The 11,804-nt window shown below is 43.7% G+C and carries 13 protein-coding genes; 9 read left to right on the forward strand and 4 right to left on the reverse strand.

The window, feature by feature from the left end; genetic code table 11:
* Window positions 1-2: 2 nt before the first annotated feature.
* Window positions 3-1,541: a signal recognition particle-docking protein FtsY gene (ftsY, locus tag RG608_RS03685; RefSeq protein ID WP_268687405.1), complete on the forward strand. Its 1,539-nt coding sequence runs from the start codon at window positions 3-5 to the stop codon at window positions 1,539-1,541.
* A 31-nt stretch (window positions 1,542-1,572) separates the two neighbouring features.
* On the opposite strand, the gene zwf is transcribed toward ftsY, so the two are convergent.
* The 4 genes from zwf to RG608_RS03705 form a co-directional block, all read right to left on the reverse strand.
* Window positions 1,573-3,054: a glucose-6-phosphate dehydrogenase gene (zwf, locus tag RG608_RS03690; RefSeq protein WP_308946553.1), complete on the reverse strand. Its 1,482-nt coding sequence runs from the start codon at window positions 3,052-3,054 to the stop codon at window positions 1,573-1,575.
* 175 nt (window positions 3,055-3,229) lie between these two features.
* The gene (locus tag RG608_RS03695) at window positions 3,230-4,048 is read right to left on the reverse strand and encodes a TIGR03943 family putative permease subunit (RefSeq protein ID WP_268687403.1); all 819 of its coding nucleotides are present in this window, start codon (window positions 4,046-4,048) and stop codon (window positions 3,230-3,232) included.
* Complete coding sequence (locus RG608_RS03700; RefSeq protein ID WP_268687402.1) at window positions 4,045-4,950, reverse strand: permease; 906 nt, start codon at window positions 4,948-4,950, stop codon at window positions 4,045-4,047. Before RG608_RS03700 ends, RG608_RS03695 begins: the two co-directional genes overlap by 4 nt.
* A complete protein-coding gene (locus tag RG608_RS03705; RefSeq protein ID WP_002897213.1) occupies window positions 4,947-5,084 on the reverse strand; it encodes an SPJ_0845 family protein in 138 nt (45 codons plus the stop codon). Before RG608_RS03705 ends, RG608_RS03700 begins: the two co-directional genes overlap by 4 nt.
* A gap of 178 nt (window positions 5,085-5,262) precedes the next feature.
* Between RG608_RS03705 and RG608_RS03710 the strand changes: the two genes are divergently transcribed.
* From RG608_RS03710 to RG608_RS03745, 8 genes are all read left to right on the forward strand, one after another.
* Complete coding sequence (locus RG608_RS03710) at window positions 5,263-7,395, forward strand: Tex family protein (RefSeq protein ID WP_308946554.1); 2,133 nt, start codon at window positions 5,263-5,265, stop codon at window positions 7,393-7,395.
* Complete coding sequence (locus tag RG608_RS03715) at window positions 7,382-7,819, forward strand: SprT family protein (RefSeq protein ID WP_268687400.1); 438 nt, start codon at window positions 7,382-7,384, stop codon at window positions 7,817-7,819. Before RG608_RS03710 ends, RG608_RS03715 begins: the two co-directional genes overlap by 14 nt.
* Before the next feature lie 138 nt (window positions 7,820-7,957).
* A complete protein-coding gene (locus RG608_RS03720) occupies window positions 7,958-8,233 on the forward strand; it encodes a PspC domain-containing protein (protein ID WP_032906743.1) in 276 nt (91 codons plus the stop codon).
* Between the two features lie 205 nt (window positions 8,234-8,438).
* Entirely contained in the window at window positions 8,439-8,930 is a 492-nt protein-coding gene (locus tag RG608_RS03725) for an NUDIX domain-containing protein (RefSeq protein ID WP_268687399.1), read from the forward strand.
* Between the two features lie 138 nt (window positions 8,931-9,068).
* On the forward strand, window positions 9,069-10,004 hold the full coding sequence (gene hprK / locus RG608_RS03730; protein WP_268687398.1) for an HPr(Ser) kinase/phosphatase: 936 nt from the start codon (window positions 9,069-9,071) through the stop codon (window positions 10,002-10,004).
* Window positions 9,997-10,782, forward strand: coding sequence for a prolipoprotein diacylglyceryl transferase (lgt, locus tag RG608_RS03735; RefSeq protein ID WP_125434373.1), 786 nt, complete (start codon window positions 9,997-9,999; stop codon window positions 10,780-10,782). Before hprK ends, lgt begins: the two co-directional genes overlap by 8 nt.
* 57 nt (window positions 10,783-10,839) lie before the next feature.
* The gene (locus RG608_RS03740) at window positions 10,840-11,238 is read left to right on the forward strand and encodes a DUF948 domain-containing protein (protein WP_268687397.1); all 399 of its coding nucleotides are present in this window, start codon (window positions 10,840-10,842) and stop codon (window positions 11,236-11,238) included.
* A 15-nt stretch (window positions 11,239-11,253) separates the two neighbouring features.
* The gene (locus RG608_RS03745) at window positions 11,254-11,733 is read left to right on the forward strand and encodes a YtxH domain-containing protein (protein ID WP_268687396.1); all 480 of its coding nucleotides are present in this window, start codon (window positions 11,254-11,256) and stop codon (window positions 11,731-11,733) included.
* The last annotated feature ends 71 nt before the right edge of the window (window positions 11,734-11,804 follow it).

The following is an 11,804-nucleotide window of genomic DNA, read 5'->3' on the forward strand; positions in this document are numbered from 1 at the left end:
CGATGGGATTATTTGATCGCCTTTTCGGCCGAAAAAAGCAAGAACCGCCGATTGAAGAAGTTGTCAAGGAAGCATTGGAAAACATTGATGTCCTTGAAGAAGAAACAGCGTCTGTTCCAGAAACAGGAGAAAATCTTGAAGCGGAAGCTGTTCGGTCCTATCAGGACGAGCAGCAACTTGATGACCAAATTTCGGATACAAAAGATAGTTTAGCTGATGTTGAAGAGCAGTTAGTAACAGAAGAGCTTGCATCTCAAGCTATCCAAGAAGAAAGCAAGGAGCCAGAGCATGAAAGAGAAATTATTGCAGAAAATCAAGAAGTGGCTCAAGGAGCAACTCAGACTGAAGAAACTCTAGAAGAGCACCAGCCTGAAAGCAGTGACGAAACGGTAGAAGAACTTGTTGAACAAACAAACCTGTCGGATGAAGCATTATCTCATACTGAGCATGAAGCAGCTTCTTATGACGAGGTTGCAACTGATTCAAATAATGAGTTCGAACAAGAAACAGAAGATGTTCCACTAACAGAATCAGAACAGGTCAATCAATCAGCTGATTTTGCTGAAGAATCAGAAGCAGCAGCTACAGAAGAGCCTGCTGAACTTCCTCAAGAGGAATCCACTCAGGAAAAATATGACCGCAGCCTAAAGAAGACTCGGACAGGATTTGGAGCACGGCTCAATGCCTTCTTTGCTAATTTCCGCTCAGTAGATGAAGAGTTCTTCGAAGACTTGGAAGAACTGCTCATCACTAGTGATGTAGGGGTTCAAGTGGCTTCTAGTCTGACTGAGGAACTACGCTATGAAGCCCGTCTGGAAAATGCTAAAAAACCAGCTGCTCTGCGCCAGCTGATTATTGAAAAATTGGTGGACATTTATGAGAAAGATGGCCGCTTTAATGAAAAAATCAATTTCCAAAATGGACTGACTGTCATGCTCTTTGTTGGGGTCAACGGAGTCGGTAAGACCACCTCTATCGGTAAACTAGCCTATAAGTACAAACAACAAGGCAAGAAAGTCATGTTGGTAGCAGCAGATACATTCCGAGCTGGAGCAGTAGCTCAGCTGTCTGAATGGGGTCGGCGCGTAGATGTTCCTGTAGTGACGGGACCTGAGAAGAGCGATCCTGCCAGTGTCGTATATGACGGAATGGAGCGTGCTCAGGCGGAGCAGGTTGATGTTCTTATGATTGACACGGCTGGCCGCCTGCAAAATAAGGACAACCTCATGGCAGAGCTGGAGAAAATTGGCCGCATTATTAAGCGGGTGGATCCAGAAGCACCACATGAGACTTTCCTAGCTCTCGATGCTTCAACTGGTCAGAATGCTCTGGTTCAGGCCAAGGAATTTTCTAAAATCACCCCAGTCACAGGAATTGTACTGACGAAGATTGATGGAACAGCTCGAGGCGGGGTTGTGTTAGCTATTCGTCAGGAATTGGATATCCCAGTGAAGCTGATTGGCTTTGGAGAAAAGATTGATGATATCGGTGAGTTCAACTCAGAGAACTTTATGAAAGGCCTGCTTGAAGGTTTAGTATAAAGCAAAAAAGCCAGTACACGTACTGGCTTTTTTATGAATATTTTTTAAATCTTATTTTTTTTGGAGACCACTGCCAGTCAGCTCCAAATTCTCTAAGGAGTTCAAAGGAAGCGTCTGGTCCCATAGAGCCGACAGGATATTCATGGAGTGGCACTTCGTTGCTATGCCAGAGCTCTTCAATCTGATCAATCAGCTCCCAGCTGGATCGCACTTCATCCCAGTGGCTGAAGTTGGTTGAGTCATTGTTAAGGACGTCAAAGATTAATTTTTCGTAAGGATCAGGGGAAGCACCGCTAGCTGTTGCGTCTGTTCGATAGTCCAGAGAGAGAGGAGCTAAGCTGAAGCGTTCGCCGACCTCTTTGCCATTCATGTTAAGTGAGAAGCCCTCAGTCGGCTGGATATGAATGGTCAGAACATTTGGTGCTAATTCCTCACCAAAGATAGACTCCATCTGCTTAAAGACGATATTGACAAGAGTGCCTTTTTCAGTGAGGCGTTTACCAGTTCGGAAGAAAAATGGAACATCACGAAAACGCTCGCTATTTACGAAGAAAGCTCCTGAAGCAAAGGTCTCTGTCATGGAGTCGGGATTGACATTAGGCTCGCTCCGGTAGGAGATGTATTTCTTGCCTTTGACTGTGCCAGACTTATACTGACCGCGGATAAAGAAGCGTTTTAAGTCTTCTTTATTCGGCTTTACCAAGCGCTCAAAAACTTTGACTTTCTCTGCCCGAATGTCCTCTTTGCTGAAGCTTTTCGGCTTGTCCATAGCTAAGAGTGACAGGAGCTGCAAGGTATGATTCTGTACCATATCGCGCAGAGCACCGGACTGGTCATAGTAACCGCCGCGTTCTTCGACACCAAGCTTTTCTGCAAAGGTAATCTGGACATTGTCAATGTAGTCACGATTCCAGATGTTTTCAAAGAGAAGATTAGCAAAGCGGATAGCGAAGATGCTCTGAATCATTTCCTTACCTAGATAATGGTCAATACGGAAAATCTGCTCTTCATCAAAGGCAGCCAAGAGTTCTTCGTTAAGTTGGCTGGCAGTTGCCAAGTCTGTTCCGAATGGTTTTTCGACAATCAGACGTTCAAATCCTTTGCCATCTACAATGTTTTCAGACTTGAGGTGTTTGGCAATGGTGCCGAAAAATTGCGGAGCCATGGATAGGAAGAAGAGTTTATTGTGCTCGGCTTGGTATTGCTCATTGAGTCGGTTTTGAAGCTTGCGCAGTTCAATGTAGTGCTCGGTATCCTGCACATCATGACTTTGATAGTAGAAGTGACTGGCAAACTCTTGGGCTTGCTCGGGGCTGTCAGCTAAATCAGCGATTGCCTCGACAACGACAGACTCAAAATATTCCTTGCTCCAAGGCCGGCGAGCGGTTCCAATAACTGCAAAATGCTTGGAAAGATTGCCAGACTTATAGAGCCTGAAGAGGGATGGATAGAGTTTTCTTTTGGCCAAGTCACCGCTGGCTCCGAAAATTGTTACAATAACTTTTGAAGACATCCTGATACCTATTTTCTAAATGATGTCTCTATTTTATCACAATTTTTCTAAAGATTGTATTTAGAAATTCGCTTTCTGAAAAGGGAGACAAAATCAAGCAGACAGCAGCTCTATCAAGAATAATCGTATACAAAAAAAATGAGGCTTAGACACGATTGTGCCAGCCTCGTTTTCTTTATTCAAATACCCGATAAACGTACGGATTTTCCGGTTTTTCTACCTTATCAAAGCTTTCAACTTCTAGAGTTGGAAGGCTTTGCCCCAGACTTTTATGGTAATGCATGGTAATTTTTCCCTTGGCATGAATCCAGGTATTATTTTCGAAATGCTGGGTATTTCCAGTCGTCAAGAGGCCATAGACACCTGAGTCGGCGATACAATGGATAATACCGAAGCGAAAGAGAAATTGACTCTTCTGGTCGCTGGGGTCATTGTAGACAAATCCGGTGAACTCCAGCGTCTTGCCCACAAACTCGTCGGGATAATCATAGATGACCTCCATGATTTCCATGTAGTTCTCAGTCGTGACCTGAATGGTATCTTGCTTAACATATTTCTTAGCGGCTGCCCGCATTTCTTTTTCGTAAGCCCCTTTGGTAAAGTAGGTGCTGGTGTCTGGTTTCAGATACTGACTTGTCGTACCTTCGTCCTGCTGAATAGCAGTTGAAGTTCCCTCAGCCAGCGGGAAATGAAATCCTTTAGCCGAAACTGTTGTCGAATCCAAGGTTACAGTTGGAAAGAAAATTCCTACAAAAAGCGGAATGACAAGGAGTAGCACGCTGCCTGACTTAGCCCAGCGAGTACTTAAATGACTGTGGACCTCCATCTTCTTCATCCAGATGATAAGCTGCACGACAGCCAAGACAAAGGACAGAATCATAGACAAGTATGCCAGATAGGAATAGTGGAGATTGATATATTGATTAAGCTTGCCCGTCAGCTGCAGATACATGGTAATCTCAAAGTAGCCGACTAAGATTAGAAATCGAATCATAGCACTACCCCCACAAGCCAAGAGTAAAGAAAGACGACGACGGTAACCAGGCTGATAAATTGCCAGATAAAGCGTGTCTTAAAGTAGTTTTTCATCATCAGCAGATTCTTGACATCTAGCATAGGCCCAATGACCAAGAAAGCTAAGACTGGCGATAAGCCGAAGCTAGCAATCAAGGAGCTTCCGATGAAAGCATCAGCTTCGCTGCAAAGTGAGAGCAGGAAGGACAGCAGCATGAGGAGGAGAATAGCAACAGCTGGTGTCGAGCTGATAGAGGTCAGGATTCTGGTTGGCACATAGACTTGGACCAGGCTGGCAAAGAGACAGCCAAAGACCAGATAGCGGCCTGTATCGAAAAATTCGTCAATGGCCTGCACAAAGACCTGAAAAAACTTTTGTCCCTTGCTGAGATGTGAAAAGTCATGCTCATGAACAGCCTTGCGATTTTCTTTCTGAATATTACTATCCGCAAAGAAGCCCAGGAAAATCCCTAAAAGAATAGCCACGACCATAGAACCTAAAGCACGAAGCAGAGCCATTCGGAAGGAATTACCAAAGGCTGAGTAGGTCGCAAAGAGCACGATGGGGTTGATGACTGGAGCCGTTACCAGAAAAGGCACAGCCGTGTAGCTGGGAACTTTCTTTTCCAGAAACCGGTTTATAATGGGAACAATTCCGCACTCGCAAGAGGGGAAGACAAAACCAATCAAGCTCCCAAAGAAAATCCGAGCCCATTTGTTCTTGGGCAGGAAACGATAAACCTTGTCCGGCGTGACATACACCTCGATAAAGCCAGAAATGATACTTCCAATCAAGACAAAAGGCAGGGCTTCAATGATAATGGAGAGAAAGATGGCGCCGGCTTGCAGGACACTGGCCGGCAGCTGAGAGAAGAAGTTCATTCTTTCTTATCCTTCTCGTTTTTAGATTTTTTCTTGTCTTCCTCAGGGAACTCTACCTTTTCCATTTTAGGCAAGGTCGCAAACTCCTCGAACATCTTGTCCAAATCATCTGATCTAGTAAATTTAACAGCCATAAAGGCACCTCATTTCTAAAATAATAATTCTATTATACTACCAATTATCAAAAAATGAAATTTTGAAACATAGGAGACTCTTTGTCGCTGATTTACCCTAAATTTTTTTGTACAAATATTACTAAATAGTTCTAAAACTGCCTATCTTTCAAAGCACTTGTGATATAATAGGATTGTTATGGAAAATATAAATATTGAAAAAATTGCCCAGAAATTGGGCCTTAAAGAAAGCCAAATATCACAGGTCCTAGATCTGACCGCTGAGGGAAATACGATTCCTTTTATTGCTCGTTACCGTAAGGAAATGACAGGAAATCTGGATGAGGTTGAGATTAAGGCAATCATTGACCTAGATAAGAGCATGACTGCTTTGGCAGAGCGTAAAGCGACGGTTTTAGCTAAGATTGAGGAGCAGGGAAAACTAACGGATGCGCTGCGCTCTGAGATTGGGACTGCTGAAAAGCTAGCAGATGTGGAAGAGCTTTATCTGCCTTATAAGGAGAAGCGTCGTACAAAGGCAACTATTGCCCGTGAAGCAGGTCTCTTTCCTTTGGCCCGCTTAATCCTACAGGATGCGGCTAATCTGAAGGAAGAAGCTGAGAAACTTACTAGTGAAGCCTTTCCAACATCAGAAGCAGCTCTAGCTGGAGCAGTGGATATTCTGACTGAAGCAATTTCTGAAGATACCAAGCTGCGGGCTTGGACCTATTATGAGATGCAGACCAATTCTTCTATCGTATCCAGTCTCAAAGACGGGGAGTTGGATGAAAAGCAGGTCTTCCAGATTTATTATGATTTTTCAGAAAAAGTAGCGACCATGCAAGGCTATCGTACCTTGGCTCTTAACCGTGGTGAGAAGCTAGGTATTCTCAAGGTTGGTTTTGAGCACAATCTTGAGAAAATTCTGCGCTTCTTTGAAGTACGCTTCAAGGTGAAAAATGCCTATATTATTGAAGCAGTTCAGCAAGCGGTTAAAAAGAAAATCATTCCAGCCATGGAGCGCCGTATTCGGACCGAGCTAACTGAGGCTGCTGAGGATGGAGCGATTCAGCTCTTCTCAGATAACCTCCGCCATCTCCTCCTAATTACTCCTCTCAAAGGTCGTGTAGTACTGGGCTTTGACCCAGCCTTTCGGACAGGAGCCAAGTTAGCTGTTGTCGATGCGACAGGCAAGATGCTGACGACTCATGTTATCTATCCAGTAGCGCCAGCAAAGCCAGCTCAGATTGAAGCATCTAAGAAAGAGTTATCGGAGCTGATTGAGCAGTTTGGCGTGGAAATCATCGCCATTGGAAATGGAACGGCTAGCCGAGAAAGCGAAGCCTTTGTAGCAGAAGTTTTGAAATCTCATCCAAATGTCAGCTATGTCATCGTCAATGAGAGCGGAGCATCTGTATACTCTGCTAGCGAACTGGCTCGTCATGAGTTTCCAGATTTGACTGTTGAAAAGCGCTCAGCTATTTCCATTGCCCGCCGTCTGCAAGATCCTTTAGCTGAGCTGGTTAAGATTGATCCTAAGTCTATCGGGGTTGGTCAGTACCAGCATGATGTCAGCCAGAAAAAGCTGTCTGAAAGTCTGGACTTTGTCGTTGATACCGTGGTTAACCAAGTCGGGGTCAATATCAACACCGCTAGTCCTGCCCTTCTGGCTCACGTAGCTGGTCTTAATAAAACTATCTCAGAAAATATTGTCAAGTACCGGGAAACGGAAGGATTGATTCGGTCTCGCGAGGCTATCAAGAAAGTGCCTCGTCTGGGCGCAAAGGCTTTTGAACAGGCGGCCGGCTTCCTGCGTATTCCAGAAAGTGATAACTTGCTAGACAATACAGGCGTTCACCCAGAGTCTTATAAGGCGGTGGAGGAGCTCTTTAAGCGTCTTGAAATTAGCAGTTTGGATGAAGCAGCCCAAGCCAAATTAAAAGCAGTTCAGACTGCTAGTTTGGCTGCAGAGCTAGGCTTGGGAGAAGAAACCCTAAAAGATATTATTGCTGATTTGCTCAAGCCTGGCCGTGATTTGCGAGATTCCTTTGACGCACCAGTTCTGCGGCAAGATGTCTTGGATATCAAGGACCTGCGCATCGGTCAAAAGCTGGAAGGGGTCGTCCGCAATGTCGTTGATTTCGGAGCCTTTGTGGATATCGGTATCCACGAAGATGGTCTTATTCATATCTCCAAGCTGAGCACAGACTATATCAAGCATCCTAGTCAGGTCCTATCTGTTGGTGATTTGGTCACTGTCTGGGTAGATAAACTGGATGTGGAGCGGGAGAAGGTCAACCTCTCTCTGATAGCACCAAATGAATCTAACTAACTATGTCAAGCGGGTTTCGTTTGAGGATTTTGGCTGGGAATTCCGACACCAAGCCTATTGGAACAAGCGTCTCCGTACTACAGGGGGACGCTTCTTTCCTAAAGATGGTCATCTGGATTTCAACCCAAAAATCTATGAAACTTTTGGTCTGGAAATTTTTCGAAAAATTGTCCGACATGAGCTGACTCACTATCACCTCTATTATCAGGGCAAAGGTTACCGTCATGGGGATAGAGATTTTAAAGACCTGCTCAAGCAAGTTGATGGTCTGCGCTACGCCCCCTCATTGTCAGATTTGCAATCCTTTCTCATCTATGAATGCCTAAGCTGCGGAGCACTTATCCGTCGCAGACGCAGAGTCAATCTTCAAAAATACCGGTGCGGACGCTGTATGGGCAAGCTCCGTTTGTCGGAGAATGCTTGATAAATCATCAAGAGAGTTCACTGAAGAACTCTCTTTTTTAAAAGAATGAATATTCTAATCCATAATCAGCCTTTGGCCCGATTGTTTTCTCATGAAATATGGTAGAATAAAGTAAATATGATCATTGAGGTCTCTATCATGAACGTGAAATTCTATAAGTTGAAAAAGAATCGACTGATTTCCGGTGTCTTGTCCGGTCTGTCTGATAAATTTGATTTTGATCTGAGCCTAGTGCGCTTCCTCTTTATTATCTTTACTGTGGTCAATTTCGGCTTGGGAATTCTCATCTATATCCTGCTGGCTATGGTTATGCCCTATAAAGAAGACATAGAAGAAGAAATGTACGGAACTGGTCCACGCAAACGAAAAGAAGCGGAAGCTATCAAAGACGATAAAGACGGCTGGTTTTGGTAATTCTTAATAAGATAGAAAATTTCGGGATGCACTCCCGATTTTTTACTTGAAGTAGGGAATGTTTTAGCAAGACTTTTCTATGCCGTGATTAATTTTCTGCTTGCTTCTTTTAGATAAACTCTAAAAAAGAAGCAGGCTAGAAAACTAGGTAAATCTACACTTAAAAACTCCACCAAAATATTAGTAATTCATCCAAGGAGGAAATATGGCAGAAGTTTGGAATGCTTATGACTTAAATCGAAATCAACTCCCTCATCTCCTGGTTCGAGGAGAAAAAATTCCTGAAGGACAGTTTCATCTCTGTGTCAATGTCTTGGTTCGCCATCAGGATGGCGATATTCTCTTTATGCGACGGTCAGCAAATAAAAGTCTCTATCCTGGCTACTATGAGTTCGGAGCGGGAGGCAGTGTGCTGGCAGGAGAGGATAGTCAGACAGCCGCCCTGCGCGAATTAGAAGAAGAAACAGGCCTGGTTCCTGACAGCATCAGACTTTTGGAGCAGGTGTGCTCTATCAAAGACCAGTGCCATTTCGACTATTATGAAGTGCTTGTGTCTGGCGATAAGAGTCAAGTCCGCTATCAGGCAGGTGAAACAGATGCTCATGTCTGGTTGCCTCTGAAAGAGGTCCCGGCCTTTGTAGAAAACCATCCTTGTTTTAAGAACCAAAAGAAGATTCTTAGCAGCCTGATCGATTGATGTCACGGCTGTTTTTCTATTTTTACTTAAAAGTTGATTTAAATCAAAATATTTTTTCGACCTAAAATCAATCTTAAGGATTCTTTTGAGGTAAAAATTTGCTATAATAGAGGAAGACAAATTTGAAGGGAGAAGACAATGTCGGTAAAGGTCAAAGACCTCTTAAAAATATCCCGCCTGTCTCAGGAGTACGGAGATAACGTTTTACTGGAGAAAGAAATAAAGACTTCAGATATTTCTCGGCCAGGACTTGAAATGACAGGATATTTTGATTTTTATACACCCGAGCGGATACAGCTGATTGGGATGAAAGAGTGGTCTTATCTGATGAAGATGAGCTCTCATAACCGCCATCAGGTGCTGCTGAAAATGTTCCAGCCTGAAACGCCGGTGATTATCATTGCTCGAAATTTAGAGATTCCTGAAGAAATGATTAGCGCTGCTGATGAGAAGCAGATTGCTATTCTTAGAAGCAAAACCTCTACTAGTCGCTTGTCTGGAGAAATTTCCAGCTACCTTGATTCTCGGCTGGCTGAGAGAACTAGCGTTCATGGTGTTCTGATGGATATCTATGGCATGGGGGTTCTCATCCAAGGGGACAGCGGAATTGGTAAAAGTGAAACAGGGCTTGAGTTGGTTAAGCGTGGCCATCGGTTGGTTGCGGATGACCGAGTGGATATCTATGCCAAGGATGAAATGACCCTTTGGGGAGAGCCGGCTGAAATCCTGCGCCACTTGTTGGAAATTCGTGGTGTTGGTATCATTGATGTCATGAGCCTTTACGGAGCTAGTGCTGTCAAAGATTCTTCTCAGGTTCAGATAGCTGTCTATCTGGAAAACTTTGATGTCCATAAGACCTTTGACCGTCTGGGTAATGATGCAGAGGAACTGGAGGTTGCTGGCGTCAGAATTCCACGTATTCGGATTCCTGTGAAGACTGGTCGCAATATTTCGGTCGTGATTGAGGCAGCGGCGATGAATTATCGAGCTAGGCAAATGGGCTATGATGCTACCAAGATCTTTGAAGAACGCCTCACTGACTTAATTAGCCGAAATGAGGTGAAACATGATTGATCCAGTAGCTATCCAACTTGGGCCTATCAGTATTCGCTGGTATGCCATCTGTATTGTCACAGGCTTAGTCTTGGCCGTCTATCTAGCCATGAAAGAGGCTCCGCGTCGGAAGATTATTCCTGATGATATTTTGGATTTTATCCTAGTGGCTTTTCCCGTAGCAATCGTCGGTGCTCGCCTTTACTATGTGGCTTTCGAATGGGATTATTACGGTAAGAATCTGATAAAAATCATTGATTTTTGGAATGGCGGAATAGCCGGAATTGCCATTTACGGTGGGCTGATAGCTGGTGCTATCGTTCTCTATTTCTTCTGTCGGAGAAGGCTGATTCACCCAGTTGATTTTCTAGATATTGCAGCACCAAGCGTGATGATTGCCCAGAGTATTGGGCGCTGGGGAAATTTTGCCAATCATGAGGCCTATGGTGCGGCAGTTAAGAGTTTGGACTATCTGCCTAGCTTTATTCGTGAGAATATGTATATCGAAGGCAGTTACAGACAGCCAACTTTCCTCTATGAATCTCTATGGAACCTACTTGGTTTTATCTTGATTATTGTTCTCCGCCGTCGGCCTAAGTTGCTGAGACAGGGAGAAATCGCCGCCTTCTATCTAATCTGGTATGGATTTGGCCGGATGATTATTGAGGGTATGCGGACGGACAGTCTCATGTTTGCTGGCCTACGTGTTTCCCAATGGCTGTCACTGATTCTTATTTTTGTCGGAATTGGCATCATCATTTACCAAAGAAAAAAGCAAGCCCCTTATTATCAAGAATAAGAAATGCTTAGAGCCGCTGACTCTTGTAAGAGATGTCTGCAATGAAAGGAGAGAAATATGATAATTGAAATTGCTTATGCTTTACTAGCGCTAGCCCTCATTATCTTCGTGATTTACTTGACGATTACTGTCAAAAATCTGGGCGAGAAAGCTGGTAAGATGCTAGATGAAACAGAAAATACTATCAAGGTCTTGACTTCTGATGTCAATGTGACCCTTCACCAAACCAATGATTTACTGGCCAAGGTCAATGTCTTGACTGACGACATCAATCAAAAAGTCGCAACCATTGATCCTTTGTTTACAGCTGTTGCGGACCTGTCTGAGTCCGTTTCAGATTTGAACGTTCAGGCGCGTACGCTGAGTAAAAAAGCGGTGTCTGCTGGTAAAGGAACCGTCAAAACTACAGCTGGTTTATCTGCTTTGCGTTTTGCTTCAAAATTGTTTAAAAAATAAGAAAGAAGGTCTATTATGGGAAAATTTTCATCACTGTTATTGGGTGCCATTACAGGTGCAGCTGCTGCCTATTTCCTGACCAGTAAGAAAGGAAAGGAAACGACAGATAAGGTTCGGGACTTTGTAAAGGAATATCAAGAAAATCCTGATGATATCCACGAAGCTGTCGTTCAGTCCGCTAAAGACTTTTCAAATCAAGCTGTCAGTGCAATTCAACAAACCAAAGAAAAGGTTGAGAAAGGCGAGATTACAACTGAAACAGTCATCGAATCTGTCAAAGAAACGACAAAATCTGTCGTTGACTACTCACAAGATAAGTTTAACGAAATCAAAGAAAAATTTGAGAAAGAAGAAAGCAGCTTAGCTGAGGAAGAACCTGTGATCTTCAAAGAGGAAGAAGAACCTTCAGAAGAAATCATCATTGACTTCGGAGCAGAAGCGACAGAAGGACAAGAAGAAAAGGCTGTTGAAACAGACAGTCAAGAAGAAAAATAAAACAAAGAAGACTAGCAATTTTGCTAGTCTTCTTTGTTTACAAGAACGAAAAAAAGAACCGAGGACTTAAA

It is taken from the genome of Streptococcus sp. IsoGale022 (assembly GCF_031142805.1).
Taxonomy (GTDB): domain Bacteria; phylum Bacillota; class Bacilli; order Lactobacillales; family Streptococcaceae; genus Streptococcus; species Streptococcus sanguinis_A.

What these genes read in the sequence shown, in the direction of transcription:
- hprK (WP_268687398.1), top strand. Translation starts at nt 9,069, where the DNA reads ATGTCGGTAAAGGTCAAAGACCTCTTAAAAATATCCCGCCTGTCTCAG.
- RG608_RS03710 (WP_308946554.1), top strand. Translation starts at nt 5,263, where the DNA reads ATGGAAAATATAAATATTGAAAAAATTGCCCAGAAATTGGGCCTTAAA.
- RG608_RS03715 (WP_268687400.1), top strand. Translation starts at nt 7,382, where the DNA reads ATGAATCTAACTAACTATGTCAAGCGGGTTTCGTTTGAGGATTTTGGC.
- RG608_RS03700 (WP_268687402.1), bottom strand. Translation starts at nt 4,950, where the DNA reads ATGAACTTCTTCTCTCAGCTGCCGGCCAGTGTCCTGCAAGCCGGCGCC.
- ftsY (WP_268687405.1), top strand. Translation starts at nt 3, where the DNA reads ATGGGATTATTTGATCGCCTTTTCGGCCGAAAAAAGCAAGAACCGCCG.
- lgt (WP_125434373.1), top strand. Translation starts at nt 9,997, where the DNA reads ATGATTGATCCAGTAGCTATCCAACTTGGGCCTATCAGTATTCGCTGG.
- RG608_RS03720 (WP_032906743.1), top strand. Translation starts at nt 7,958, where the DNA reads ATGAACGTGAAATTCTATAAGTTGAAAAAGAATCGACTGATTTCCGGT.
- zwf (WP_308946553.1), bottom strand. Translation starts at nt 3,054, where the DNA reads ATGTCTTCAAAAGTTATTGTAACAATTTTCGGAGCCAGCGGTGACTTG.
- RG608_RS03725 (WP_268687399.1), top strand. Translation starts at nt 8,439, where the DNA reads ATGGCAGAAGTTTGGAATGCTTATGACTTAAATCGAAATCAACTCCCT.
- RG608_RS03745 (WP_268687396.1), top strand. Translation starts at nt 11,254, where the DNA reads ATGGGAAAATTTTCATCACTGTTATTGGGTGCCATTACAGGTGCAGCT.
- RG608_RS03695 (WP_268687403.1), bottom strand. Translation starts at nt 4,048, where the DNA reads ATGATTCGATTTCTAATCTTAGTCGGCTACTTTGAGATTACCATGTAT.
- RG608_RS03740 (WP_268687397.1), top strand. Translation starts at nt 10,840, where the DNA reads ATGATAATTGAAATTGCTTATGCTTTACTAGCGCTAGCCCTCATTATC.
- RG608_RS03705 (WP_002897213.1), bottom strand. Translation starts at nt 5,084, where the DNA reads ATGGCTGTTAAATTTACTAGATCAGATGATTTGGACAAGATGTTCGAG.